Origin of the sequence: Ramlibacter humi, from assembly GCF_004681975.1 — a bacterium.
GTDB lineage: Bacteria > Pseudomonadota > Gammaproteobacteria > Burkholderiales > Burkholderiaceae_C > Ramlibacter > Ramlibacter humi.
Genome location: NZ_SMLK01000014.1, coordinates 1 through 26,563, shown reverse-complemented (window position 1 = coordinate 26,563; position 26,563 = coordinate 1). Strand labels below are relative to the sequence as shown.

The 26,563-nt window shown below is 70.8% G+C and carries 22 protein-coding genes; 6 read left to right on the top strand and 16 right to left on the bottom strand.

What is annotated here, in order from left to right:
- Positions 1-97: 97 nt before the first annotated feature.
- The 11 genes from EZ216_RS21030 to EZ216_RS20980 all read right to left on the bottom strand — a co-directional run bounded on the left by EZ216_RS21030 (position 98) and on the right by EZ216_RS20980 (position 11,934).
- Positions 98-1,162: a protein-glutamate methylesterase/protein-glutamine glutaminase gene (locus tag EZ216_RS21030; protein ID WP_135251768.1), complete on the bottom strand. Its 1,065-nt coding sequence runs from the start codon at positions 1,160-1,162 to the stop codon at positions 98-100.
- The gene (cheD, locus tag EZ216_RS21025; RefSeq protein WP_239024474.1) at positions 1,159-1,755 is read right to left on the bottom strand and encodes a chemoreceptor glutamine deamidase CheD; all 597 of its coding nucleotides are present in this window, start codon (positions 1,753-1,755) and stop codon (positions 1,159-1,161) included. The genes EZ216_RS21030 and cheD overlap by 4 nt, the downstream gene beginning before the upstream one ends.
- 173 nt (positions 1,756-1,928) lie before the next feature.
- On the bottom strand, positions 1,929-2,756 hold the full coding sequence (locus tag EZ216_RS21020) for a CheR family methyltransferase (protein ID WP_135251766.1): 828 nt from the start codon (positions 2,754-2,756) through the stop codon (positions 1,929-1,931).
- A 10-nt stretch (positions 2,757-2,766) separates the two neighbouring features.
- Positions 2,767-4,080: a methyl-accepting chemotaxis protein gene (locus EZ216_RS21015; RefSeq protein WP_135251765.1), complete on the bottom strand. Its 1,314-nt coding sequence runs from the start codon at positions 4,078-4,080 to the stop codon at positions 2,767-2,769.
- The gene (locus EZ216_RS22040; RefSeq protein WP_135251764.1) at positions 4,080-5,699 is read right to left on the bottom strand and encodes a methyl-accepting chemotaxis protein; all 1,620 of its coding nucleotides are present in this window, start codon (positions 5,697-5,699) and stop codon (positions 4,080-4,082) included. Before EZ216_RS22040 ends, EZ216_RS21015 begins: the two co-directional genes overlap by 1 nt.
- An 11-nt stretch (positions 5,700-5,710) precedes the next feature.
- Positions 5,711-6,226 carry a chemotaxis protein CheW gene (locus tag EZ216_RS21005; RefSeq protein WP_135251763.1) on the bottom strand — a complete coding sequence of 172 codons (516 nt, stop codon included), beginning with the start codon at positions 6,224-6,226 and terminating at the stop codon, positions 5,711-5,713.
- 25 nt (positions 6,227-6,251) lie between these two features.
- Positions 6,252-8,327, bottom strand: coding sequence for a chemotaxis protein CheA (locus EZ216_RS21000; protein ID WP_135251762.1), 2,076 nt, complete (start codon positions 8,325-8,327; stop codon positions 6,252-6,254).
- Between the two features lies 1 nt (position 8,328).
- Entirely contained in the window at positions 8,329-8,694 is a 366-nt protein-coding gene (locus EZ216_RS20995) for a response regulator (RefSeq protein ID WP_135251761.1), read from the bottom strand.
- Positions 8,691-9,548, bottom strand: coding sequence for a response regulator (locus EZ216_RS20990; protein ID WP_135251760.1), 858 nt, complete (start codon positions 9,546-9,548; stop codon positions 8,691-8,693). The genes EZ216_RS20995 and EZ216_RS20990 overlap by 4 nt, the downstream gene beginning before the upstream one ends.
- Complete coding sequence (locus EZ216_RS20985) at positions 9,545-10,315, bottom strand: serine/threonine-protein kinase (RefSeq protein ID WP_135251759.1); 771 nt, start codon at positions 10,313-10,315, stop codon at positions 9,545-9,547. The genes EZ216_RS20990 and EZ216_RS20985 overlap by 4 nt, the downstream gene beginning before the upstream one ends.
- Complete coding sequence (locus EZ216_RS20980; RefSeq protein ID WP_135251758.1) at positions 10,312-11,934, bottom strand: protein kinase domain-containing protein; 1,623 nt, start codon at positions 11,932-11,934, stop codon at positions 10,312-10,314. Before EZ216_RS20980 ends, EZ216_RS20985 begins: the two co-directional genes overlap by 4 nt.
- Before the next feature lie 215 nt (positions 11,935-12,149).
- On the opposite strand from EZ216_RS20980, the gene EZ216_RS20975 reads away from it, so the two are divergent.
- The gene (locus EZ216_RS20975; protein WP_135251757.1) at positions 12,150-13,634 is read left to right on the top strand and encodes a flavin-containing monooxygenase; all 1,485 of its coding nucleotides are present in this window, start codon (positions 12,150-12,152) and stop codon (positions 13,632-13,634) included.
- Here EZ216_RS20975 and EZ216_RS20970 read toward each other — a convergent pair.
- Positions 13,631-13,912 (bottom strand): KTSC domain-containing protein, encoded by a 282-nt coding sequence (locus EZ216_RS20970; RefSeq protein ID WP_135251756.1) that lies wholly within the window; start codon positions 13,910-13,912, stop codon positions 13,631-13,633. The two genes, EZ216_RS20975 and EZ216_RS20970, sit on opposite strands and share 4 nt — an antisense overlap.
- An 82-nt stretch (positions 13,913-13,994) precedes the next feature.
- Here EZ216_RS20970 and EZ216_RS20965 point away from each other — a divergent pair, with 82 nt between their 5' ends.
- A complete protein-coding gene (locus tag EZ216_RS20965; RefSeq protein WP_135251755.1) occupies positions 13,995-15,032 on the top strand; it encodes a hypothetical protein in 1,038 nt (345 codons plus the stop codon).
- Here EZ216_RS20965 and EZ216_RS20960 read toward each other — a convergent pair.
- The 4 genes from EZ216_RS20960 to EZ216_RS20945 form a co-directional block, all read right to left on the bottom strand.
- On the bottom strand, positions 15,014-15,676 hold the full coding sequence (locus EZ216_RS20960) for a phosphoribosyltransferase (protein ID WP_135251754.1): 663 nt from the start codon (positions 15,674-15,676) through the stop codon (positions 15,014-15,016). The two genes, EZ216_RS20965 and EZ216_RS20960, sit on opposite strands and share 19 nt — an antisense overlap.
- An 81-nt stretch (positions 15,677-15,757) precedes the next feature.
- Positions 15,758-16,120 (bottom strand): hypothetical protein, encoded by a 363-nt coding sequence (locus tag EZ216_RS20955; protein ID WP_135251753.1) that lies wholly within the window; start codon positions 16,118-16,120, stop codon positions 15,758-15,760.
- Positions 16,121-16,124: 4 nt separating this feature from the next.
- Positions 16,125-16,517: a response regulator gene (locus EZ216_RS20950; protein WP_239024473.1), complete on the bottom strand. Its 393-nt coding sequence runs from the start codon at positions 16,515-16,517 to the stop codon at positions 16,125-16,127.
- On the bottom strand, positions 16,514-18,850 hold the full coding sequence (locus EZ216_RS20945; protein WP_135251752.1) for a response regulator: 2,337 nt from the start codon (positions 18,848-18,850) through the stop codon (positions 16,514-16,516). The genes EZ216_RS20950 and EZ216_RS20945 overlap by 4 nt, the downstream gene beginning before the upstream one ends.
- Positions 18,851-18,976: 126 nt before the next feature.
- On the opposite strand from EZ216_RS20945, the gene EZ216_RS20940 reads away from it, so the two are divergent.
- From EZ216_RS20940 to EZ216_RS20925, 4 genes are all read left to right on the top strand, one after another.
- Positions 18,977-20,185: an efflux RND transporter periplasmic adaptor subunit gene (locus EZ216_RS20940; RefSeq protein WP_135251751.1), complete on the top strand. Its 1,209-nt coding sequence runs from the start codon at positions 18,977-18,979 to the stop codon at positions 20,183-20,185.
- A gap of 15 nt (positions 20,186-20,200) precedes the next feature.
- Positions 20,201-23,371 carry an efflux RND transporter permease subunit gene (locus EZ216_RS20935; protein WP_135251750.1) on the top strand — a complete coding sequence of 1,057 codons (3,171 nt, stop codon included), beginning with the start codon at positions 20,201-20,203 and terminating at the stop codon, positions 23,369-23,371.
- Positions 23,368-24,768, top strand: a complete 1,401-nt coding sequence (locus tag EZ216_RS20930) for an efflux transporter outer membrane subunit (RefSeq protein WP_135251749.1) — start codon at positions 23,368-23,370, stop codon at positions 24,766-24,768. Before EZ216_RS20935 ends, EZ216_RS20930 begins: the two co-directional genes overlap by 4 nt.
- A gap of 277 nt (positions 24,769-25,045) precedes the next feature.
- On the top strand, positions 25,046-26,464 hold the full coding sequence (locus EZ216_RS20925; protein ID WP_135251748.1) for a C13 family peptidase: 1,419 nt from the start codon (positions 25,046-25,048) through the stop codon (positions 26,462-26,464).
- Positions 26,465-26,563: the final 99 nt, after the last annotated feature.

Genomic DNA, 26,563 nt, shown 5'->3' with positions numbered 1-26,563 from the left:
CGGCAGCTCCTGCGCGAGCACATCGCCTGCGTTCAGGGCTCCTTGCTATGACGGCGATCCCGGACAGCAGTGCGCCTCCGCGGGAATGACGAAGAGGTCAGGACTCTCCCGCCAGCTCCCGCAACCTCTCCGCCACTTCGCCGAGCCCCACGACCTCCTGCGCCCCACCCATCGCAATCGCTTGGCGAGGCATGCCGAACACGATGCAGCTCGCCTCGTCCTGCGCGAGCGTCATCGCTCCCGCGCGGCGCAACGTGACCATCGCCTCCGCCCCATCCGCGCCCATTCCCGTGAGGATCAGCGCGATGCACTTCTCCCCCGCGGCTTCGGCGAGCGAGCGGAACAGCGTGTCCACCGAAGGCCGGTGGCGGTTCACCGGCGCTTCGTCGCTCAGGCGCAGGCGATAGCCGCCATTCCCCGAACGCTGCACGACCAGATGGCGCCCGCCCGGTGCGACGTAGACGCCGCCGGGCAGCGCCTCCTGTCCGTCTTGCGCTTCCTTCACATGCAATTCGCAGATCGCGTCCAGCCGGCGCGCGAAGGTCTGCGTGAAGCCGGGCAGCATGTGCTGCGCGATCACGATGGGCGGCATGTCCGCGGGCAGCGCGGTGAGGATGTGGCGCAGCGCCTCCACGCCGCCGGTGGAAGCACCGATGCCGATGATGGTGCCCGAGGCCGCGGACGGCGCCGCGGGCCGCAACACCGAAGGCGCGTGCAGCGGCGCGAAGCCACTGTCCATCGCGGGCGTCGGCGTCCAGCCGCGCCGGCCCACGCGCGCTTGAGCCGCGGCGCGAATCTTCTCGGCGATCTCCGGACCCGTCGCTTCCAGTTCCTCGATCGACGAGGGCTTGGGAAAGAAGTCCACCGCGCCCAGCTCCAGCGCGCGCAGCGTGGCCTCCGCGCCCTGCTGCGTGAGCGAGGACACCATCACCACCGGCAGCGGCCGCACGGCCATCAGCTTGCGCAGGAAATCCAGGCCGTTCATGCGCGGCATCTCGACGTCCAGCGTCATCACGTCGGGCGGCGCGCGGCGGATGCGGTCGATGGCCAGCAGCGGATCGGAAGCCACGCCCATCAGCTCCATGTCGGGCTGCGCGCCGACCACCTTCGCCAGGAAGGTGCGCATCACCGCCGAGTCGTCGACCACCAGGACCTTGATCATCGCGGCGGCGTGAACAGTTCGATGTCGCCGGCCGGCCGCTGCGCCTTCGACAGCGTGTCGAGGTAGGCGCGGTCCTGGCGCTGCACGGCGTCGTGGTGCAGGTGCAGCTTGCGCAGCTGCACCTTGCCGGTCTCGGGGAAGAAGTGGATCTTGCGCGGGCTGGTGCCCTGCAGGTCCTGCGCCAGGATGCGCATGTTTTCCTCCTGCAGGAAGGCCAGCACGAACTCGGTGTTCAGCGCGCCCACGTCCAGCGTGTCGAAACCCTGCAGCACGCGCGCGCCGCCGAACACCTTGGCCACCAGCCGGCGGCGATCCGCGCCCAGGCGCACCATGTCGTTGATCAGCACTTCCATCGCGTGCACGCCCAGGCGGCCCGAAGCTTCCCAGGGGGATGCCACCGCGCCGGGCTGGCCGGGCAGCATGAAATGGTTCATGCCGCCGATGCGCTCCACCGGGTCCCACAGGCAGGTGCTCACGCACGAGCCCAGCACCGTGGTGATGGAACCCGGGCCACGTGACGCGTGGTACTGGCCCGGCAGGATCTTCACCGCGTCCACCTGGAAGTCGCGGTCGAAGTAGGTGAGGGGGACCACCGCCCCACTCCGTTCGGGCTGAGCTCCCGACCGTTCGGGCTGAGTCCCCAGCCGTTCGGGCTGAGCTTGTCGAAGCCTGTCCTGAGCCTTGTCGAAAGGTCGAAGTGGCCTTGGCGCAAGCCCTTCGACAGGCTCAGGGCGAACGGGATTGGTGGCGGGTTCGGACCTCGACTTCATCGCACCGCCTGTCCCGTGTACTCGTACGCCGTGCGGCCGCAGGCCCTGAAAGCCTGCTGCCCCGCGGGAAAGCTCTCCGCGTGCCCCACCGCCAGCAGGCCGCCCGGGTGCATCCGCTGCGCGAAGCGGCCCAGCAGGCGCTTCTGCGATTCGCGGTCGAAATAGATCACCACGTTGCGGCAGAAGATCGCATCCAGCGGGCCGAACTCGGGCCACGCGGGCGCCAGCAGGTTCAGCTGGCCGAACGTCACCATCGGCCGCAGTTCCGGCCGGATGCTCACCCAGCCTTCGTTGTCGCCATAGCCTTTGAGGAACAGCCCACGCAGCCGCTCGGGCGGCAGGCCGTTCACGCGCTCCATCGGGTACAGGCCCGCCTCCGCGCGGTCCAGCGCGTCGGTGTCGATGTCGGTGGCCAGCACCTCGGCCGGGCAGCCCGCTTCGCGCAGCGTCAGCGCGATGGACCACGCCTCCTCGCCGGTGCTGCACGCCGAGCACCACACGCGCATCGGTTCGGCTTGCGTCTGGCGATGCTGGATGGCGCGCTCGCGCAGCAGCTCGAAGTGGTGCGGCTCGCGGAAGAAGGCGGTGAGGTTGGTGGTCAGCGCGTTGACGAAAGCCTCGCGCTCGCCCACCGGGTCGTTCTGCACCAGGTCGAGGTAGTCGCCGAAGCTGTCCAGCCCCAACACGCGCAGCCGCCGCGACAGGCGGTTGTGCACCATCTGCCGCTTGTGCGGGCTGATGCGGATGCCCGCGTAGTCGCCGATCAGGCGGCAGGCCAGCTCGAAGTCCGCCTGCCCGAGCAGCGCCTCGCCCGGAACCGACATGGGCGCCGTCCTAGAACTCTTCCCACTGGCCGTTGCCGGCGGCCGGCGCGCGCGCGGCGGGCGGATAGGCCGACGGCAGCGCGGAAGACTTGGCGGGCCGCACGCGAATGGGCTGCGGCATGGTCTCGCGCGAACGCGCGGGTTCCTGCGGCGGCGCGGCACGGCGCACGCGGCGGCGGCGCGGAGCGGGCGCGTCCTCCGTCAGCTTGAAGCGCGACACCAGCTGCAGCAGCGTAGTGGCCTGGTCCTTCAGCGACTCAGTCGCCGCCGCGGCTTCTTCCACCAGCGAGGCGTTCTGCTGCACCACGCGTTCCATCTGCGAGACGGCGGTGTTCACCTGGCCGATGCCGCCGCTCTGCTCCTGGCTGGCGGCGGCGATCTCGGCGATCAGGCCGCTGACCTTCTGCACCGACATCACCACGCCCACCATGGTGTGGCCGGCTTCGTCCACGCGCGACGAGCCGTCCTGCACCTTCTGTTCGGAATCGGCGATCAGCGCCTTGATCTCCTTGGCGGCGTCCGTCGTGCGGTGCGCCAGCTGCCGCACCTCGGCCGCCACCACGGCGAAGCCGCGGCCCTGCTCGCCGGCACGCGCGGCCTCCACCGCGGCGTTCAGCGCCAGGATGTTGGTCTGGAAAGCGATGCCGTCGATCACGCCGATGATGTCGCCGATGCGGCGCGAAGCATCCAGGATGCCGTCCATGGTGTGCACCACCTCGTCCACCGCCTCGCCGCCCTTGCGCGCGATGTCGGCGGCTTCGGCGGCCAGCTTGCTGGCCTGGCGCGCGTTGTCGGCGTTGTGCGTGACGGTGGACGTCAGCTCCTCCATCGAGCTGGCGGTTTCCTCCAGCGTGGTGGCCTGCTCCTCGGTGCGCTGCGACAGGTCCAGGTTGCCCTGCGCGATCTGCGCGCTGGTGTCGGCCACGTTGCGCGCAGCGTTCGTCACCTGGCTGACCAGCGACGCCAGGTCGCGCGTCATGCCCTCCAGGCCTTCCAGCATCTTCTGCGTCTCGCCGTAGGCCACGACGTCCACCTTGGCCGTCAGGTCGCCTTCGGCCACGCGGCCGATGACGTGCGCGGCGGCGCGGATGGAGCGCAGGATGCCAGCGCGGATCTGCAGGCGCAGCCACACGGCCACCGCGCCCGCGCCCAGGATGACGAAGCCGATCAGCAGCGCCGGCACCAGCATCCCGGCCAGCGGGATGAAAGCCAGGCCGATGGCGCCCACCACCAGCAGCGTGCCGACCATCAGGCCGACGAACAGGTTCAGCTTGGTGATGACCGAGACGTCCTCGAACCTGTTCAGCATGTTGCGTCCGGGCATCACAGTTCCTGCCACCGGCTGTCGGTCGGCGGCTCGTTGCGCACGCGGCGCGCGAACGCGGCATAGGCGGGCGGCAGCTTCTGCGGCGAAGGCCGCACGCGGATGGGCGCCGGCGTCGCCGGCGCGGCCACGCGTTCCACGGGCCGCAGCGCCACCGGCTCGTCCCCGTCCTCTTCGTACTCGTCGAACTCTTCTTCCTCTTCGTCGCCGATCTTGAAGCGCGAGATCGCGTCCAGCAGCAGGTCGGCCTGCTCCTTCAGCGACTCGGTGGCGGCAGTGGCCTCTTCCACCAGCGAAGCGTTCTGCTGCACCACCTGCTCCATCTGCGCCACGGCGGTGTTCACCTGGCCGATGCCGGCGCTCTGCTCCTGGCTGGCGGCGGCGATCTCGGCGATCAGCGCGGTCACCTGCCGCACCGAGTCCACTACCTCCTGCATGGTTCGGCCGGCGGCGTCCACCTGGCGCGAACCCGCGTCCACCTTCTGCACCGAGTCGCCGATCAGGCCCTTGATCTCCTTGGCGGCGGCGGCGCTGCGCTTGGCCAGGCCGCGCACTTCCGAAGCCACCACGGCGAAACCGCGGCCCTGCTCGCCCGCGCGCGCCGCTTCCACCGCGGCGTTCAGCGCCAGGATGTTGGTCTGGAAGGCGATGCCGTCGATCACGCCGATGATGTCGCCGATGCGGCGCGACGAAGCCGAGATGTCGTTCATGGTGGACACCACCTGCGACACCGCCTCGCCGCCCCTGCGCGCCACTTCCGAAGCGCTGGCCGCCAGCTGGCTGGCCTGGCGCGCGTTGTCGGCGTTGTGCGCCACGGTGGACGTCAGCTCCTCCATCGAGCTGGCCGTCTCTTCCAGCGTGCTGGCCTGTTCCTCGGTGCGCTGCGAAAGGTCCAGGTGGCCTTGCGCGATCTGCGTGCTGGTGTCGGCGACGGTGCGCGCGCTGCGCTGCACGCCGGCGGTCAGCGCGCGCAGCTTGCTGGTCATCACGTCCAGTGCTTCGGCCAGCTTGCGCGTGTGCAGCTGGTCCATGCCTTCGGCGCTGACGGTGAGGTCGCCGTCGGCCACCTTGCGCACCAGCTGCACGGCCGTGCGCATCGGCGCCACGTTGGCGCGGCGGATCCAGTCACGGAACCTGTAGGCCAGCGCCATCGCGCCGGCCACCACGATCGCCAGCACGATGGCCGCCTGCAGCACCACGCTGCGGCTGGCGTCGGCCAGGCGCTCGCCTTCCTGCTCGGCCGCGATGGCCGCGGCACCGGCTTGCGCCTTCAGCTCGTCGGCCTGGCCTTTCATGTGGTTGAGCTTCGCCGCGGCGGAGGCGCGCAACGCGGCGGCTTCACCGGGGTCCAGGTTGGGGTTGTCGTAGGCCTGCGGCGCGTTCTCGAACTCGGTGATCTCCCGGCGGATCACCGCTTCCTGGCCATGCAGGCGGCCGGCGGCCATGCCCTGCTGGCGCACGTGCGTGAACGCCGCGGAGGCCAGCGCACCCACGCGCTGGGTGGCGTACCAGCCGTAGCCGGCGGCCAGCACCGTGGTGAGGAGCAGCGTGCCGATCAGGTAGTGCAGCACCGCCTCGGCGGTGCTGCCGTTGGGGGTCTTGGGGTTGGGCGTCGCCATGGTGTGTCCTGTCAGTGGGTGGCGTCGTCGACCAGGGCCATGTCGGACGACGTCATGAGCTTCTCGATGTCCAGCAGCACGAGCAGCTGCTCGTCCACGGTGGCCAGCCCGGTGATGAAGCGGGTGTCGAAGGTGGCCGAGGCGAACTCCGGCGTCGGTCGGATCGCTTCGTCCGCCAGGGCCAGCACGTCGCTGACCGAATCCACCACCACGCCCACCACGCGCGAGGCGATGTTGAGGATGATGACCACGGTGAATTCGTCGTAGCGCGCGTCCGCCAGGTTGAACTTCACCCGCAGGTCCAGGATGGGAACGATCACGCCGCGCAGGTTGATCACGCCCTTGATGAAGGCCGGCGAGTTGGCGATGGCGGTGGGTTTTTCCCAGCCGCGGATTTCCTGCACCTTCAGGATGTCGATGGCGTAGTGCTCCGAGCCCAGCGTGAAGGTGAGGAACTCGCGCTGCTGCGCGGGGCCCTGCAGGGGCAGGTCGGGCGACGGGCCGCGGAAAGTCTGTGCCGCTTGCATGGTGGGATCGCTTTCTTGTTTCGCCTCAGGCGGTGGAGGCTTCGCGCCCGCTGCACAGGCGCACGAGGTGGCTCACATCCAGGATGAGGGCGACGGATCCGTCGCCCATCACGGTGGCGCCGGACAGGCCCGGCACGCGCCTGAAGTTGGCTTCCAGGCTCTTCACCACGATCTGCTGCTGGCCGACCAGGTCGTCGACCACCAGCGCCACGCGCTGGCCTTCGGCTTCCACGATCACGGCGATGCCGTCGCCGGCCGCGGGCCCGGGCTCGGGTGGGAAGAGCCGCGCCAGGTGCAGCACCGGCAGGTAGTCCTCGCGCACGCGCAGCGTGTCGCCGTGCTCGGGCAGGCTGTGCAGTTCGCCGGGCTGGATGCGCAACGACTCCACCACCGCGGACAGCGGCAGCACGTACGTCGCGCTGCCCACGGCCACGGTCATGGCTTCGATGATGGCCAGCGTCAGCGGCACGCTCACCGTGACCGTGGTGCCCCAGCCCACGGCCGACGACAGGTCCACCGTGCCGCCCAGCGCCTGGATATTGCGGCGGACCACGTCCATGCCGACGCCGCGGCCGGACAGGTCGGTGACCTTCTCCGCGGTGGAGAAGCCGGGCATGAAGATCAGTTGCCACACCTGCGCGTCGGTGGCGTCGGCCGGCACCGGCAGGCCGCGGCGCTCGGCGTGCGCCAGGATGCGATCGCGATCCAGGCCGCGGCCGTCGTCGCTGACTTCGATGACCACATTGCCGCCGCGCTGCGTGGCGTGCAGGCGCAGCATGCCGATAGCTGGCTTGCCCGCGGCCAGGCGCTCGTCCGGTGTCTCCAGCCCGTGGTCCACCGCGTTGCGCACCAGGTGGGTCAACGGATCGGAGATCTTCTCGATCAGGCCGCGGTCCAGCTCGGTGGTCTCGCCGCCGAACTTCAACTCGACGCGCTTGTCCAGCCGCAGGCTCAGCTCGTGCACCAGGCGCGGGAAGCGCGAGAACACGTTGGAGATCGGCAGCATGCGGATGGCCAGCACCGCTTCCTGCAGGTTGCGCGTGTGGCGCGCGAGGTCGGCCAAGCCGTTCTCGGAGGCGTTCGTCACGCCTTCCTCGGTCTCGCGCGCGCCGTTGCGCGCCAGCATGGCTTCGGTGATGACCAGTTCGCCCACCAGGTTCACCAGCAGGTCGATCTTCTCGGTGGCCACGCGGATGTAGCCGGTGTCGGTGGACGCCAGGCCCACCGCGTCGAAGTCCGCCAGCGGCGAGCGGGCGATCGGCGGCGTGACGGGCGCGGGCTCAAACACCGGCGCCGGCACGGGCGCCGAGGCGCGCTTGCGGCGGAACTCCTCGGGATCGACGAACAGCTCGTCGCCCAGGTCTTCGCCGGACGGCAGCGCGGGCGCAGCAGCGGAAGCAGGCGCGGGCGCGGCTTTCGCCACGGCGGCATCGGCCGATTCGATGTTCACCAGCTCCGGCGCCACCAGCAGCGAGAGAACGCTCTGCAAGTCCATCGCCGTGCCTTCGAGTTCCACCTCGAAAGCGACGCTGCCGCCTTCGGTGTTGTCCACCCGGGGCTCGTGCACGCGGCCCATCTCGGCCAGGCCCGCCAGCATCATCTCCAGCTCGGCGTCGGCGATGGGGGTTTCCAGCGGGCCCAGCGCCACGCGAAAGCGGCGGCGCACCGGGCCGGAAGCGGCGCCTTGCGAGCCGTCACGCGGCCGTGCGATCTGGCCGCGCAGCAGCGCTTCCACCGCCACGGTGTCGGGCGCGTACTCGGCCATGCCGCGGTGGCGCAGCGCCTGCGCCTGCAGCGCGTCACCGGCGCGCAGCAGCGCGTCGATGTCGGCGGCCTCCAGCGCGCGCTCGTCCTTGCGCAGAACGTCCAGCAGGTTTTCCTGCAGGTGCGCCAGGCCGGCCATGTCGGCGCAGCCCAGCATCGCGGCGCTGCCCTTGATGGAATGCACCGCGCGGAAGATGGCGTTGAAGTCGGCCAGCGCCGTGGCCGCGGTGTCGCCCGGCTGCAGGCGCAGCAGGATCGCTTCCACCTGCGCCAGGTGGTCCTGCGTCTCCTCGAAGAAGATCGCGCGGTAGGCGTTGGGGTCGCCGAAGCCGGTCATGTCAGACGAACTTCCCCACGATGTCCAGCATTCGCTGGGGATCGAAGGGCTTGGCCATCCAGCCCGTCGCGCCGGCCTCGCGGCCTTTCTGCTTCAGCGCGGGATCGACTTCGGTGGACAGCACGATCAGCGCCACGCCGTCGTACTGCGCCAGCTGCCGCAGTTCGCGCACCAGCGTCACGCCGTCCATCACCGGCATGTTGTGGTCGGTGACCACCAGGTCGAACTGGCGCGCCTTCGCCAGTTCCAGCGCCTCGGCGCCGTCGCCCGCTTCGGACACGTCGTAGCCCGCGCCGGCCAGCACGGCCGACACCATCTTGCGCATGCTGCGCGTGTCGTCGACCACCAGGATGCTCTTGCCGCTCATTTGTGCGCCGCCTTCCTGGCCTGCCTGCGGCCGCTGGGCAGGAACTTGGCGATGACTTCCAGCAGCCGGTCTTCGTCCAGCGGCTTGGTGAGGTACTCGTCGCAGCCCGCGAGCGAGCCGCGCAGCTTGTCGAACGGCGAGCTGCGGCTGGTGAGCATGACCACCGCGGTCTTCTTGATCGCCTGCTTGTTGTTCTTGATCAGCTTGCAGACCTGGTAGCCGTCGATGCCGGGCAGCACCACGTCCAGGAAAACGCAGGTGTAGTCGTGCGTGCCCGCAAGGCCGATGGCTTCCTCGCCCGTCTCGGCGAAGTCGACGTCGAAGCCGAAAGGCGCCAGCTTGGCCTGCATGAAGGCGCGCACGGTGGCGTTGTCGTCCACCACCAGCACCGTGTCGCCCATCATCCGCTGCGTGGCTTCGGCCGGCGGCAGCGTGCGGGGCGAGTTGGAGCGGCCGGGCTGCGACAGGCCCGGCTGCGTGCGCGCGAGAACGGCCTGCACCGCCTCGGCGGGCGGGATGTCGTCGCCGGCGTTCAGCGCATCGTCCAGCGCCTGCAGCAGCCGCGCCCATTGCAGCGGCCGCGGCAGCACCGGGAAGTCGATACCGTGCGCGCTGGTGCCGATCAGCACCGCGGGCAGCTTGGCGCGCTTGTGCAGCGAACGGAATTCCTGGAAGGCCTCGGCCTGGTCGGCATCGACCAGGTAGATGTCCGGCGTGCGGCCCGGCGTGCCCGGCTCGAACTGGGCGAAGCCGGGGTCGCGCCGCGCGGCCAGGGCGAAGATGCTGGCGAGCATCTGGCGTTCGACGTCGTTGAAGCCGATGACGTCGACGAGGTAATGGTCAGACGGGGTCACGATGGTTTCCTGGAAAGCACGGCCTGCCCGTCGGGCAGCCGGCGTGTGGGGTCCTTGGCCAGCATGCGGTCCAGCAGCGGCTGCCAATGCGCCAATGCGGCGTCCAGCCGCGGCACCGGCGCGCACAGGTGCTGCGCCAGGGCCTCGGCGGTGGTTTCGGCGGTGAACGGCGGCCGGCCGGTGAGCCACTCGTACAGCACGACACCCAGGCCGTACACGTCGGCCGCGGGCGTGGGCGCCGCGCCCTGCGATTGCTCGGGCGCCGCGTAGCGCGGCGATCCGACGACGGTGTTGGGCGGCACCGGCATGGTGAGCCCCGCCGGCGCCGCCTCGCCGAAGTCGGCCAGCACCACGCGGCCGTCGGACCGCAGCAGCAGGTTGGCGGACTTGACGTCGCGGTGCACCCAGCCCAGGCGGTGCAGGTGCGCCAGCGCCATGGCCGCGTCCTGCAGCCACGCATGGACGAAAGGCGTGCGCACCGGCGCGCCGGTCTGCAGCGACAGCGGGCCGCCTTCGGCCCATTCCATCGCCAGCCACTGGCCGCGCGGGCCGTGGCCGTGGGCGCGCACGCGCACGACGTTGGGATGCGCGCATGCGGTCAGCAACCGGTGCTCGCGCTCCAGGTCGGCCTGCGCGGCCAGCTTCACCGCCACGCCCTCGCCCGTCTCCTCGCGGCGCGCGTAGTACACGGTCGCGTGGCGGCCGCGGCCCAGCACCTGGCCGGCCCGGTAGGGGCCGATGCGCGTGGCGAGATCGAGCGTGGTCATTGCAGCCGGTCCAGGTCGTCCAGCAGCTCGGTGGCCGAGGCGTAGCGCTCTTCCGCCGTCTTGGCCATCAGGCGCGTCAGCACCGGCTGGAAGCGGCGGTGCTGCGGCGGCAGCGCGGGCACGGGCGCTTCCACGTGCAGGCGCAGCAGCTCCTGCGTGGTGGTGGCGTGGTAGGGCTTGTTGCCCGTGAGCATCTCGTACGCCATCACGCCCAGGCTGTACAGGTCGGCGCGCGCATCCACGCGGCGGCCCAGCGCCTGCTCGGGGCTCAGGTAGTAGGGCGTGCCGACGATCTCGCCGGCGCCGGTGTCGGTGAGCAGCATCGACACCTGCTTGGCCACGCCGAAGTCGGTGATGGCCACGATGCCGTCGGCGCGCAGCATCACGTTGTCGGGCTTGAGGTCGCGGTGGACGATGCTGGCCTGGTGGATGGCTTCCAGGCCGGCGGCGATCTGCCGCAGGTAGTACAGGCCGATGGCCGGGTCCAGCCCGCGTCGGATGCGCTGGCGCAGGTCGCCCAGCGGGAAGTACTCCATCGCGATGTAGGCGCTGCCGGCCGAGAAGCCCTGGCGGAAGAAGCGCGCCACGTTGGGGTGGTCGATGCCGGCCAGCAGCGCGTATTCCTGCATGAAGCGCTGCAGGCCGGATTCGCCTTCGGGCCCGTCCACGCGCATCACCTTCAGCACCTGCGCCGGGCCGCCCTGCACCGGCTGCGCGAGAAACACCGAAGCGTTGCCGCCTTCGCCGATCTTGCGCAGCACGCGGTAGTCCTCGATCAGCAGGTGGCCGCCGCCCGCGCGGTTGGACCCCGCGCGCGAGAAATGCTGGTTGCGCAGCAGCGACTCGCGCAGCTGCTCGTAGTGGCCGGGCGGCGTCTTCGAACCGGGCCGCGGCACCAGGCCGCAGATCTGCGTGAGCTCCAGGAACGATTCGTCGGGCAGGCCGATGCTGGCGCTGCGCCCGCTGTCCACGCGCGTGCCGGCGGCCAGCCGCGTGCCGGCCGAGGCGACCACGCCCCAGTGCAGGTCGGCGGCCACGCCTTCCAGCAGGCGCGCCACTTCCACCGCTTCGCCGGCCGCGTGCACCATGCGCTCGGCCGTGTTGGCGCGCGGCGTGACTTCGCCGGGGCCCAGGTGCACGCCGACGGCGATGGACAGCGGCGGCAGCCCGGCCGCTTCCAGCGGCGGCGCGAAGCGCTCGGCCAGCTGGGTGGCGTCGTGCACGATCAGGATGGCCGCGTGCAGCGCGCGCTTGGCGTGCGTGGGGATGCGGTCTTCGGGGTTGTGCGTGAAGGCGAAGAGGATGGAGTCGGGCCGCCGCTGCGCGATCTCGCCGCCCAGCTTCTGCGCGGCCGACGACAGCGTACGCCGCACCTCGTTGACGAACTCGGTGAGCTCGGCGCCGCCCATGGTCTGGCAGGCGGCGGTGAAGTGGTGCAGGCGCGCGTAGAGGAAGGTGCAGATCGGCGCTTCGGGCACCGGGACGGCGCGGATGATGGCCTGGGGCTGCGGCTCCGAGCGCGCGACGGGCGCGGCGCTGCCGAACAGCGCTTCGAGCGGCACTGCTTCGGTCGGCGGGAATTCTTGGTCGTCGCCGTGGTCCAGCGTTGGCTGCGACATGGTCAGGTTCCGGGACGGCCGCACGCGCAAGCCGCGAAATCGGCCATGGACTGCTCTCTTCTCCTCGGATGGCTTTGTACCCCATCCGCTAGAAGAGAGTCACCAGTTGTTACACCAGCATGACGCCCGGGCGCGACAGCCGGTCGCCTCTGGCCGACATTTGGCTCCATCGGACACCAGTCGCCACCCCTGGCGGCGTCCAGGGGAGCAAGACCATGGATGGGACAGCTGAAGTGCCGGCCGGCGCCGGGCCGGTGGAAGAACTGGACGTCGTGATCGTCGGCGCCGGCCTGTCCGGCATCGGTGCGGCGGCGCACCTGCAGCAGGCGTTCCCGCGGCGCCGCTACGCCATCCTCGAATCGCGCGACGCCATCGGCGGCACCTGGGACCTGTTCCGCTACCCGGGCGTCCGGTCGGACTCGGACATGTACACGCTGGGGTATTCGTTCAAGCCCTGGCACGCCCCGAAAGCGATCGCCGACGGGCCTTCGATCCGCACCTACGTGCGCGAGACGGCCGCGGAACGCGGCATCGACCGCCACGTGCGATTCCGCCATCGCGTGCTGCGCGCCGGCTGGTCATCGCAACGGGCGCGCTGGTCGCTGGAGGTCGAAGCCGATGGCCGCCTGCGCAGGATCGACTGCAGGTTCCTGTGGATGTGCTCGGGCTACTACAGCTACGCGCAGGGCCACCGCCCTTCGTTCCCGGGCGAGGAGAACTTCCGCGGCCTTTTCGTGCACCCGCAGCACTGGCCCGAGTCGCTGGACTACGCCGGCAGGCGCGTGGTCGTCATCGGCAGCGGCGCGACGGCCGTGACGCTGGTGCCCGAGCTGGCGAAGACCGCCGCGCACGTCACCATGCTGCAGCGGTCGCCCACCTACATCATCACGCGGCCCGCCGTGGACAAGATGGCCGAAGCCCTGAAGCGCCGCCTGCCCGCGCTGTGGGCCTACCGCCTGGTGCGCGCCAAGAACGTGGGCCTGGGCATGCTGGTCTTCCGCCTGGCGCGGCGCTACCCGCAGGCGCTGAAGCAACGCCTGATCGGCATGGCCGCGACGCAGCTGCCCGCCGGTTATGACGCGAAGCACCTCACGCCGCGCTACAACCCGTGGGAGCAGCGCCTGTGCCTGGTGCCCGACGGCGACCTGTTCGCCGCCATCCGCCGGGGCCAGGCGTCCATCGCCACGGGCGAGATCCGGGACTTCACCGCGGGCGGCATCCGCCTCGTTTCCGGCGAAGAGCTGCCCGCCGACATCGTCGTCACGGCCACCGGCCTGCAACTGAACCTGCTGGGCGACGTGGCGCTGTCGATCGACGGCCGGCCCGTCGACCTGTCGCGGACCATGGTCTACAAGGGCATGATGAACAGCGGCGTGCCCAACTTCGCGTCCACGTTCGGCTACACGAACGCTTCGTGGACGCTGAAGGCCGACCTCACCGCGGGCTACGTCTGCCGCCTGCTGCGCCACATGGACCGCCACGGCTGGGACGTCGCCGTGCCGCAGCGCGAACCCGGCGTGGCCGAGCGCCCTTTCATCGACTTCAGCTCCGGCTACGTGGTGCGCTTCGTCGACCGCATGCCCAGACAGGGCGAGCGCCGGCCGTGGCGGCTGTACCAGAACTACCTGCTGGACCTGCTGACGCTGCGGTGGCAGCGGGTGGACGATGCGGCGATGAAGTTCGCGAAGGCGGGCCCTTAGTTCCCGCCGGGCGGGTCGCCGAACAGGTCGTGCAGCGTCGGACCGGAAGGCTTGCCGCCCGATCGCGGCGTGGCCTTGGGGTACTCCTCGGCGACACGGTCTTCCCAGTACGTCGCCGGGTTCGGCGCGCTCGACAGGCGGCGGAACACTTCCTCGGGCACCGCCTTGTAGGCCAGCACGCGGCCGCCGTCGAAATGCAGGTCGAGCTGGCGCGACGACGTGTCGTACTCGGCGCGGCGCAGGCTGCCTTGCGTGAAGGTCTTGGTGACGAGGCTCATGGGCCGATGATGCCGCCGGGAGCGCGTGGCGGGAAGTGCGCCGCGGGTCCCGAAGAGCTGCGCGATTCAGCAGAATCGCCGCATGCGGGCCGTGGACGTGCTGGAGCTGGCCGCCGGTGTCGCGCTGGCCGGCCTCATCCTGCGCGACGTGTTCGACACGGTGGTCGTGCCCGGCCGCGCGCACGGCACGCTCAAGCTGTCGCGCCGCCTGGTGCTGGCCGCGCTGCCGTGGTGGCGGCGGATCCGCTCGCGCGGCATCGGCACCAGCTTCGCGCCCGCCATGCTGGTGCTCGCCTTCGGCGGCTGGATGTTGCTGCTGGTGCTGGCGTTCGGGCTGATGGCGCACGGGCTTCGCGACAGCTTCTCACCGCACCTGAAGGGCTTTGGCGAGGCGCTGTACATCGCGGGCGGCGCGATGGCCACCATCGGCGTGGGCGCGCCGGAGCCCTCTGGCGCCGCGGCGGCGGTGCTGGTGGCCGGCGGCTTCTGCGGCCTGGCGGTGATGACGCTGGCGGTGACCTACCTCATCGAGGTGCAGAGCAACATCGCCGTGCGCGACCAGGGCGTGCTGGCGCTGACCAGCGCCGCCGGCCAGCCGCCCTCCGCGCTGGTGATCCTGGAGCGCTACGCCGAGCTGGACATCCGGGACGAGCTGGCGCAGGTGCTGCGCGACGGCCGCCGCTGGGGCGCGGCCGTTCTGCAGAGCCACGTCTCGCATCCATCGCTGGTGTATTTCCGCAGCGCGGGCGCGGGCGCGGGCTGGCCCGCGGCGCTGGGCACGCTGGTGGACCTGGCGCTGATCCTGGAGTGCCTGGTCGACGAGCCCGGCACGCGCGGCCCGGCCGTGCTGGCGCGGGAGCAGGCAGAGCGTCTGTCGGACAGCATCGCGGATCTGCTGGGGCTGCTGCCGGCCGCCGCCGACGCGTCGCCCGCAGACTTCCGTGAACTGTGTGGCCGCCTGGCGCGGGCAGGCTACCGGTTGCAGGCATCCCCGGATGAACGGCGCTTCGTCGAGCGGCGCAGCGAGCACGCCGGACGCATCGCCGCGCTGTCGCGACACCTCGGCATGACGCCCGCGCCGCTGGTGCGCGAACAACGGCTTCAGGACCCTGCCGGTTGAGGCAGGTGCTGATCCAGCAGGCGCACCACCTCCTGGTCGCGCGTCTCGCCGAAGTCGCGATACCAGAGGCCCACGCCGCGGAAAGGCGAAGGCTTCGCGCAGCACACCACCTTGTCGGCGATGCGCTCCAGCCGCGCGCAGGTCTCGGCCGCGCCCACGGGCACGGCCACGCAAACGTGCGCCGGCTGCATGCGGCGCAAGGCCTGCACCGCCGCTTCCATGGTGGACCCCGTGGCCAGGCCGTCGTCGACCACGATCACCGTGCGGCCCGCCGCAGCCAGTGTGCCGCGCCCCCGCCGGTACTCGGCTTCGCGGCGCTGCAGCTCGCGCTGCTCGTTGGCGGCGACGCGCTCGATCTCCTGCGCGGCGACGTGCACGCCGGGCAGCGGCGACATCACGCGCACGCCGCCAGTGGCGATGGCGCCCATCGCGTATTCCTCGTGGCCGGGATAGCCGAGCTTGCGCACCACCAGCACGTCCAGCGGCGCATGCAGCGCCGCCGCCACTTCGTGCGCGACGACCACGCCGCCGCGCGGCAGCCCGAGCACCAGCAAGCCGTCGGCGCCCGCGTACGAGGCGAGTTCGGCGGCCAGCACCCGGCCACCCTCGGCCCGGTCGCGGTAAGGAAGTCGGATGCCGCCCATGCTGTCTCCCGCCCCATGATGCGCTTGCGGGCACGCCGGCGGGAAACTGTTACCCGGTCGAGCTGGGCTGCGGATGAGCTGTCAGTCCGTGCCGCGCAGCCAGGCGACCGCGGGCGGCTCTTCCGAGAACACCAGCGTGCGCGCGCCGGTGCGGTTGGCTACTTTCTCGCCCACGCGCGTGATGCGCTCGGGCGGCACGATGGCCGCGATGCGGCGCAAGTGGGCGAAGTTGCGGCCCACCGACTCGCCGATGCGAAGCTGCTCGGTGAAGCTGTAGGGCGTGGACACGCCGCGCAGGTCCAGCGCCACCAATGACGGGGCCCACACGACGCTGTCGGCGCCCACTTCCTGCAGCACCGAGAGGAATTCGTCCAGCGTGGGCGTGCCGCTGAAGGTCACCACCACGTGGTCGCTCTCGTGCCGGTACCGGACTTCGAACGGCATCCGCTCAGGCCGCCTGCGCCCACATCCCGCGCACCTGCGCCGCCAGCCCCATGGGGTCGAACGGCTTGGTGATGACGCCGATGGCGCCCAGCGAGCGGTAAGCCTCCATTTCGCTGGCCTGCACCTTCGCGGTCATGAAGATCACCGGCGTGGCCGCCATCCCGGGCAGCTGCCGCAGCTTCGCCAGCGTGCCCGGGCCGTCCAGGCCCGGCATCATCACGTCCAGCAGCAGCAGGTGCGGGTTGAAGGCCGGCGCCGCATCCAGCGCTTCGGCGCCGGATGCGCACGCGCGCAACTGAAAGCCGCCGACGGTCTCGAGGGCCAGCGTGGCGATGGTCCGGATGTCCGGGTCGTCTTCGACATAGAGCACGCGTCGCAGGTCGGGCATGGCGGTCATGGGGCCGGATTGTGCTGTTCCCGCCGGCCGATCAGGCGGTTCAGGAGCGCCAGCAGTTCGTCGGCCGGCGTGCGCGATTTCACCAGCGCGCTGCGCACCTGCGCGGCCAGCGGCGCGCCGGTTTCGGTGCCGGAGAAGATGACCACCGGCGTGGCGGTGTTCGGCGGCGGCAGCGAAGCAAGCAGCTCGGAAGCATTGCCATCGGGCAGCTGCAGGTCCAGCAGGATCAGGTCGAACGCCCGCAGCGCCAGCTGGCGGCGCGCTTCGTCCAGCGTGGACGCGGCGACGGTGTCGCAGCCGGGGCCGACCATCGCGGCCACCACGCGGCGCAGGTCGGGATCGTCTTCCACGTGCAGCAGCGCCGGCCGCTCGCGCTTCGCGCCGCGCATGGCCTGGCGGATGGCCGACAGCAGGCGGTCTTCGTCGATGGGCTTGGCCAGCCAGTCCATCGCGCCGAAAGCCGCGGCGGAGGCGCCGTCCGGCCGGTCGCTGGCCGAGAGCACGACCACGGGCAGGTCCGCGGTGGCGGGCTGCGAGCGCACCCATCGCAGCAGCGACAGGCCGTCCTCGCCCGGCAGGCCGATATCCAGCGTCATGGCGCGCCAGGCTTGCGACGCGAGCTTCTTGCGCGCTTCGGCGGCGCTGCCCGCGACCTCCGCGTGCAACCCGCCGCGTTCCAGCAGCATGGTGACCAGCCGCGCGATGTCGGGGTCGTCCTCGCACACCAGCACGCTGGCCTGCCGCGCCGCGGGCGCACCGGGCCGCGGCAGCGCGGGCAGGTCGACGAAGAAGGCCGTGCCGCCGCCTTCGCGGGGTTCGAACCCGATGCGGCCGCCCAGCCTTTCGACGATGGCCTTGGAGATCGCCAGGCCCAGCCCCGTGCCCGGCTTGGCGCGCGCGTCGGACGCGTCGCCCTGCACGAAGCGGCCAAAGAGCTTGTCCGCGAGTTCCGGCGGGATTCCCGCGCCGCGGTCGGCCACCGTCATGCGCACGCGCGATTGCGAGGCATCGGCCCACGCCAGGCCCACGTCCACCCCGCCGCCTTCGGGCGAGAACTTGGCCGCGTTGGACAGCAGGTTCACCAGCACCTGGGTCAGCCGGTCGGCGTCGCCCATCACGCGCGCGTCCACCGCTTCGGCCTGCAGGCGCAGCTGCACGCGGAACTGCTGCGCGAACGATTCCGTGGTGGCGATGGCCTGCTTCGCCAGCGGCAGCAACTGCTGCGGCGCCATCTCCAGCCGCATGTGGCCGGACTCGATCTTCTCGATGTCCAGCATGTCGTTGATCAGGCGCACCAGCCGGTCGCAGTTCTTGGCCGCGATGTCCAGCAGGCTGCGCGCCTGCGCGGGCACCTCGCCCACCGCGCCGCCCAGCACCAGCCCCAGCGAGCCGCGCACCGAGGTCAGCGGCGTGCGCAGCTCGTGCGACACGGTGGAGATGAACTCGTTCTTCATCTTCTCCACCCGCTTGCGCTCCGACGCGTCGCGCACGATGAGGGTCCAGCCCGGCTTGGGATTGCGCAGGCGGGTGACCACGATCTCCGCCGGGAAGGTGCTGCCGTCGGCGCGCAGGCACGCCACTTCGCGCCGCACGCTGCCTTCGCTGCCGGGTGCGATGTCGCCGCCGGTGAAGGCCGCCAGGACGGCGTCGCGCGATTCCGGCGCCACCCAGTCGAACACCGATTGGCCGATGACTTCCACGCTGCCGCCGAACATGGCCCAGGCCGCGACGTTGAAAGTCTCGATCGCGCCTTCGGCCGAGAGCGTGACGATGCCGTCGCCCGCGTTGTCCAGGATGGCCTGCAGCTTCTCTTCCTTCTCGCGCGCGACCAGCGTGGCCTGCTCGATGCTGTAGATGTTCAGCTCCAGCTCGGCCCACGCGGCCAGGTCGCGCAGCGCGGCCAGGTCGTCGGCGGAGAACTCGCGCCGCTTGCTGTCGATCAGGCACAGCGTGCCCAGGCGGGCGCCGCCGCGGCCATGCAGCTGCTGGCCGGCGTAGGCCCGCACCTGCAGCGGGCCGGTGACGTTGGGGTTGTCGGCGAAGCGCGGATCGGCCGTCGCGTCGGTGATGACCAGCGGCCCGTCCTGCAGGATGGCGTGGGCGCAGAACGATTCGCGCCGCGGCGTCTGGCTGTCGGTAATGCCCTGGCGCGACTTGAACCACTGCCGGTTGGCGTCGATCAGCGAGATCAGCGCGATGGGCACGCCGAACATGCGCTGGGCCGTGCGCGTGATGCGGTCGAAGCGCTCCTCGGCCAGCGTGTCCAGCACGTGCAGCCGGTGCAGTTCGGCGAGGCGCGCCGCCTCGTCGGGCGGGAAGGGAGGTTCCAGCATGTGTTCACGAGTTTCTTAGCCGGCCATGAGAGCCCAGGGCCGTGCCCGGCCATTGTGCATGGACGCACCCAAGTCGCATCCGCTTCGTATACTGGCCGGCTTTTGCTGCCGCTGCCCTACTCGTCCATGGCTCAACCGCGCCCGCGCTCTTTCGCTCCTTTCTCCTTCCTGCTTCTCGCCCTGCTTCTGGCCGCCTGCGGCCAGAAGGACGGGGCCGCCGGCGGCGGCGCCGGGGGCGGCGGCATGCCGCCGGCGGAAGTCGGTGTTGTCACCGCGCAGCCCCGCGACGTGGCGCTGGTCACCGAGCTGCCCGGCCGCCTGGAGGCTTCGCGCACCGCGCAGGTGCGTGCCCGCGCCGCCGGCATCGTGCAGGAGCGCCTCTTCCGTGAAGGCAGCGACGTGAAGGCGGGGCAGCCGCTCTTCCGCATCGACCCGGCGCCCTACCAGCAGCAGGTGGCCAGCGCGCAGGCGGCGCTGGCGAGGGCGCAGGCCAACCTGGGCCAGGCCAAGGCGCTGGCCGAACGCTACAAGCCGCTGGTGGAAGCCAACGCGGTGAGCAAGCAGGAATACGCCAACGCGGTGGCGGCGCAGAAGGCGGCGGAAGCCGACGTGGCGGCCAACGAAGCCGCGGTCAGCACGGCGAAGATCAACCTCAACTACGCGCTGGTCACCTCGCCCATCTCGGGCCGCATCGGCCGCGCGCTGGTGACCGAAGGCGCGCTGGTCGGCCAGGGCGAAGCCACGCCGCTGGCCCTGGTTCAGCAGATCAACCCGCTGTACGTCAACGTCACGCAGTCGTCCACCGATATCCTGAACCTGCGCCGCGCCATGGCCAGCGGCCAGGTGAAGTCCAGCCAGGGCGCCGCCGCCAGGGTGGTGCTGGAAGACGGCAGCGAGTACCCGCAGCCCGCCAAACTGCTGTTCGCCGACCTGTCGGTGGATCCCACCAGCGGCCAGGTCACGCTGCGTGCCGAGGTGCCCAATCCGCAGGGCCTGCTGCTGCCCGGCATGTACGTGCGCGTGCAGGTGCAACAGGCCACCGCGTCCAACGCCGTGCTGATCCCGCAGCAGGCCGTCACGCGCAGCCAGCAGGGCGACACGGTGATGATCGTGTCGCAGGACGGCAAGGTCGCGCCGCGGCCGGTGAAGATCAACAGCGCGCAAGGCAACAACTGGGTCATCACCGAAGGGCTGCAGCCCGGCGAACAGGTGATGGTGGACGGCTTCATGAAGCTGCGCCCCGGCGCGCCGGTGAAGGCCGTGCCCTGGAACGGCGGCAAGCCGGCGCAACCCGCCGCCGGCGCGGCTTCCGCGGCCTCGGCGCCCCGCAAGTAAGGGGGCGCCGACCGCATGGCCAAGTTCTTCATCGACCGGCCCATCTTTGCATGGGTCATCGCCTTGTTCCTGCTGGTGGTGGGCTCGGTGTCCATCACCAAGCTGCCGATCGCGCAGTACCCGCCGGTGGCGCCGCCCGCCATCGTGCTGACCGCCACCTACCCGGGCGCTTCGGCCACCACGCTGGAAGAGAGCGTCATCTCCGTCATCGAGCAGGAGATGAACGGCTCGCCCGGCATGATCTACATGGAGTCGGTGACCCAGGCCAACGGCATCGGCCAGATCACCATCAGCTTCGAGCCGGGCACCAACCCCGACCTGGCCCAGGTCGACGTGCAGAACCGGCTGGCGCGCGCCACGCCCCGCCTGCCCGCCGCCGTGACGCAGCAGGGCGTGCGGGTGGAGAAGTCGCGCTCCAACTTCCTGCTGTTCACCATCCTGTCGTCGGACGACCCCAACTTCACGCCGGTGCAGCTGGGCGACTACGCCTCGCGCAACGTGCTGCCCGAGATCCAGCGCCTGCCGGGCGTGGGCCAGGCGCAGCTGTTCGGCACCGAGGCCGCGATGCGCATCTGGGTGGACCCGGAGAAGCTGGTCGGCTTCAACATGTCCGTCGCCGAGGTCAACGCCGCCATCCGGGCGCAGAACGCGCAGGTGTCGGCCGGCACCATGGGCGACCTGCCCAACGTGCCCGGCCAGGCCATCGCCGCCACCATCGTGGTGCCGGGCCAGCTGACCAGCGTCGAGCAGTTCCGCAACATCGTGCTGCGCGCCAACACCGACGGCAGCACCGTGCGGCTGAAGGACGTGGCGCGGGTGGAACTCAACGCGCAGACCTTCTCCACGTCGGCGCGCCTGAACGGCAAGCCGTCCACCGGCATCGGCGTGCAGCTGTCACCTTCGGGCAACGCGCTGGCCACGGCCGACGCGGTGCGCAAGCGCATGGGCGAGCTGGCCGCCTACTTCCCGCCAAACATGAAGTGGGACATCCCGTACGACAGCTCGCGCTTCGTGCGCATCTCCATCCAGCAGGTGGTGGAGACGCTGGTGGAAGCCGTGGTGCTGGTGTTCCTGGTGATGTTCCTGTTCCTGCAGAACTGGCGCTACACCGTCATCCCGACGCTGGTGGTGCCGGTGGCCCTGCTGGGCACCTTCGGCGTGCTGCTGGCGCTGGGCTTTTCGATCAACGTGCTGACCATGTTCGGCATGGTGCTGGTGATCGGCATCGTGGTGGACGACGCCATCGTGGTGGTGGAGAACGTCGAGCGCATCATGAGCGAGGAAGGGCTAGAGCCGCGCGCGGCCACGCGCAAGGCGATGGGCCAGATCTCCGGCGCGATCATCGGCGTCACCGTGGTGCTGGTCTCGGTGTTCGTGCCGCTGGCCTTCTTCGCCGGGTCCACCGGCAACATCTACCGCCAGTTCTCGGCGGTGATGGTGGCGTCCATCTCGTTCTCGGCCTTCATGGCGCTGTCGCTCACGCCGGCGCTGTGCGCCACGCTGCTCAAGCCGGTGGAGGCGGGCCACCACATCGAGAAGGGCGGCTTCTTCGGCTGGTTCAACCGCGGCTTCAAGCGCACGGCCCACGGCTACGAAGGCGTGGTGTCGCGCGTGCTGCGCCGCGCGCGCTGGTACATGCTGCTGTACGTCGCCATCGGCGCGGCGGCGGCGCTGTTCTACATGCGCCTGCCCACGTCCTTCCTGCCCCAGGAAGACCAGGGCTACATGATCGTGAACGTGCAGCTGCCGCCGGGCGCCACGCTGGAGCGCACCACCAGCGTGATGGAGCAGGTGGAAGGCTTCATCCTCAAGCAGCCCGAAGTGCAGAGCATGGTGGGCGTGCTGGGCTTCTCGTTCTCCGGCCAGGGCCAGAACGCGGGCCTGGCGTTCGTGACGCTGAAGAACTGGGACGAGCGCAAGGGCGAGCAGCACTCGGCCGGCGCCGTCGCGGGCCGCGCGTTCGGCGCGCTGCTGGGCATCCGCGACGCCTTCATCTTTCCGCTGTCGCCGCCGCCCATCCCCGAGCTGGGCACGGCTTCGGGCTTCTCGTTCCGCCTGCAGGACCGCGGCGGCAACGGGCACGACGCGCTGGTGGCCGCGCGCAACCAGCTGCTGGGCGCGGCGGGGCAGAGCAAGGTCCTCACCCAGGTGCGCCCCGAAGGCCTGGAGGACGCGCCGCAGCTGCAGATGGACATCGACCGCGACAAGGCGCAGGCGCTGGGCGTCAGCTTCGACGCGATCAACACGTCGCTGTCCACCGCGCTGGGCTCGGCCTACATCAACGACTTCCCCAACCGCGGCCGCCTGCAGCGCGTCGTGGTGCAGGCCGACGCGCCCGCGCGCATGCAGCCGGAAGACCTGCTGAAGATCAACGTGGTAGGCACCGGCGGCAAACCGGTGCCGATGTCGGCCTTCGCCACCACGCGCTGGATCACCGGCCCGATGCAGACCGTGCGCTACAACGGCTACCCGTCCATGCGCATCTCCGGCATGGCCGCGCCCGGCTACAGCAGCGGCGCGGCGATGGACGAGATGGAACGCTTGGCGGCGCAGCTGCCGCCCGGCTTCGCGTACGAGTGGACCGGCCAGTCGCGCGAGGAAAAGCTCGCCGGCTCGCAGGCGCTGATCCTGTACGGCTTCGCGGTGCTGGCGGTGTTCCTGGCGCTGGCGGCGCTGTACGAAAGCTGGTCGATCCCGCTGGCGGTGATCCTGGTGGTGCCGCTGGGCGTGCTGGGCGTGCTGGTGTCCACCATGCTGCGCGGCTACGCCAACGACGTGTACTTCCAGGTGGGCCTGATCACCATCATCGGCATCTCGGCCAAGAACGCCATCCTGATCATCGAATTCGCCAAGGACCTGCAGGCCCACGGCAAGCCGGTGATCGAGGCGGCGCTGGAAGCCGCGCACCTGCGGTTCCGTCCCATCCTGATGACGTCCATGGCGTTCGGCCTGGGCGTGCTGCCGCTGGCCATCGCCACCGGCGCCGGCTCCGCCAGCCAGCGCGCCATCGGCACCGGCGTGCTGGGCGGCATGATGACCGGCACCGCGCTGGCGGTGTTCTTCGTGCCCATCTTCTTCGTCGTGGTGCGCGGCATCTTCCACGGCAGCGAGCGGCAGCGCCGCCTGCATGCCCACGAGTTCGCGCCCGAAATGCCTCCCGGCGCCACGCGGGGGGACCAGGTATGACCCGCTTGCGTCTTTCCGCCGCCGCCCTGGCCTTCGCGGCCGCCGGCTGCTCGTTCGTCCCCACGTACGAGCGCCCCGCGGCGCCCGTGCCCGGCGCCTTCCCCTACCCCGCCGCCGCCGAGGGCACGCCCGCGGCGCAGCTGGAGTGGCAGAAGTTCTTCGCCGACGAGCGCCTGCGCTCGCTCATCGCGGCGGCGCTGGCGAACAACCGCGACCTGCGCGTCGCGATGCTCAACGTGGAGCAGGCGCGCGCGCAGTACGACATCCGCCGTGCCGACCTCTACCCCACCGTGGGCGTGGCGGCCACCGCATCGCGCGCGCCCAGCGCGCTGAACGGGCAGCAGGTCAACACCTTCACCGCGGGCCTGGCCCTCAACACGTGGGAGATCGACTTCTTCGGCCGCCTGCGCGCCCTGAGCGAAGCCGCGGTGGCGCAGTACCTGGCCACCGACGAAGGCCGCAAGGCGGCGCAGATGTCGCTGGTGGCTTCGGTCGCGACGACGTGGCTCAGCCTGGTGGCCGACGAGGAGCTGCTCGCGCTGGCGCAGCAGACCCTCACCACGCGCGAAGAGAGCTTCCGCCTCACCAAGCTGCGCTTCGACAACGGCGTCTCGTCCGAGATCGACCTGCGCCTGGCCCAGTCGCTGTCCGAGACGGCGCGCGTGGCGCTGGCGCAAGCGCAGCGCCTTCGCGCCAACGACATCAACGCCCTGTCGCTGCTGGTCGGCCAGGGCCTGCCCAACGACTACCGATCGGGCACCACGACGGCGGCCGTTGCGCTGCCCGACCTGCCGGCGGGCCTGCCCTCGGAAGTGCTGGTGGCGCGCCCCGATGTGCGCCAGGCCGAGCAGCAGCTGGTCTCGGCCAACGCCAACATCGGCGCGGCGCGCGCGGCGTTCTTCCCGCGCATCACGCTCACCGCGCAGGCGGGCCGGGCCAGCACGCAGCTGTCGGGCCTGTTCGGCAACGGCGGCGAGTGGGCCTACACCGTCGCGCCCTCGCTGCTGCTGCCGATCTTCGATGCGGGCCGCAACTCGGCCGGGCTGCGCTCGGCCAACGTGTCGCGCGACATCGCGGTGGCGCAGTACGAGAAGGCCGTGCAGTCCGCCTTCCGCGAGGTGTCGGACGCGCTGGCCGGCCGCGCCACGCTGGGCGACCAGCTGCAGGCGCAGTCCAACGTGGCGCAGGCCGAGGGCGTGCGCACGCGCCTGTCGCAGATGCGCTTCGACGCCGGCGTGGCCAGCCAGCTGGACCTGCTGGACGCGCAGCGTTCCCTCTTCGCCGCGCAACAGGCAGAGATTCAGACCCGCCTGGCGCGCCTGCAGAACCAGGTGCTGCTGTACCGCGCCCTGGGTGGCGGCTGGACCGAGCCCGCGACGACCGAGCCGGCGCGCTGACGCGGGCCGCAGCGGTGGCTGGCTGCCCGCTCCGGCCCCTCCCTCGATGCCGCTGGCGTTGCTGAACGCGCCCCGCCACAGGCCAAGCAGCACGTGCTGGTTTCGTACAGCCTGTAGACACGGCAAGCCGAAGCCATGGCGGGAGTCTGCCCAGACTCACAGCCCGTGTCGTGCTGCCGATGCACGAAAGCCTGACAGGACGTCGATGGCCCAGCCGGCGCGCTGCGCTTGCGCGGGCGCGAGCTAGACTCTTCCGCACGTTACAGGGGGAGTCTTCATGACCGAAGCAGTGGCTGCGCCGCGGCCTGGTTCCACCACCGCGCACCCGCGGCTGCGTTTCCTCGATTGGCTGCTCGAAGGCATCCGTTCCGGCGTGCTGCTGCGATCGCGCGTGGATGGCCACGAAGCCGGTCCGGCGCAGTTCATGGCCGTCGCCGCGATCTATACCTTGGTGGCCCTGGCGCTCGAACGCCTGGAAGTCCCCGGGCCCGCCACCTTCGACCTGCGCGGCTGGCTGATCCCGTACTGGAGCAATGCCATCGCCGCCGTGCTGGTGTGGGCCACGCTCTGGCGCCTGCCGCGCATGCCGGGCCGGCCCCATGGCGTGGGCACCTGGTTCACGCTGTACTTCGCCGCCGGCCTGCCCGCCTTCCTGGTGGGCGAAGCGATGGCCATCGCCCGTGCGCGCGATGCGCTGCCGCCCCTGTTCGACACGCCGTGGGGCGCGTGGGGCGTGTTCCTCGTCCTCGCCGCTTGGGACGTGCTGGTAATGCTGTGGCTGGGCGTGCAGTTCGGCCTGCGCGGCCGCCGGCTGGCGGCCATCACCTTCGGCCTGGCCGCGCTCTACGCGGTGGGAATCTGGCAATTCCAGGACCGCGCCTGGGAAGCGAAAGAACCGCCGCGCAGCGAACGCCCGCGCCTGCACCTGAGCCAGGAGACGTTCGAGCGCCAGCAGGCCGTGTGGCAGGCGGCGGTGAAAGGCATCGCGCCGCAACGCGAAGGCACCGTCGACGTGTACGGCCTGGTGTTCGCGCCCTATGCGGGCGAGGACGTGTTCCTGCGCGAAGCGCAGATGGTGGCGGGCGTTCTGGAGCAGCGCTTCGACGCGCAGGGCCGCGTGCTGCGGCTCGCCAATCACGCCACCACTGCCGACAAGCTGCCCTGGGCCACGCCGCTGAACCTGAAGCGCGCCATCGCCGCCCTGGCCGAAAAGATGGACCGCGAGCACGACGTGCTGGTGGTCTACCTCACCTCGCACGGCGGCGGCAACTTCCACCTGGCCGCCGGGCACTGGCCGCTGGAGGTCGAATCGCTCACGCCGCGCGAGCTGCGCGAGGCGCTGGACGAAGCCGGCGTGCGCAACCGCGTCATCGCGGTGTCGGCGTGTTACTCCGGCGGCTGGGTCGGCCCGCTGGCGGGCGACACCACGCTGGTGATGACGGCGGCGGACTCGCAGCACACGTCGTACGGCTGCGGCCGCAAGTCGGAGCTCACCTTCTTCGGCCGCGCGATGTTCGACGAGCAGCTGCGCAAGACACATTCGTTCGAACAGGCGTTCGCGTCGGCGGTGCCGGTGATCAAGCAGCGCGAGATCGACGCGAAGAAGCCGGACGGGTTCTCGAACCCGCAGATCAGCATGGGCGTGAAGATCAAGCCGGTGCTGGACGCGTTGGCCGCGAGGCTGGACGCCAAGTAGCCCGCTGCCCCTCTGCCGTCATTCCCGCGAAGGCGCACTGCTGTCCGGAATCGGGAAGCGGGTTTGAAGGCTGGCGCTGGGAGGAGATGGAGGGAAGGC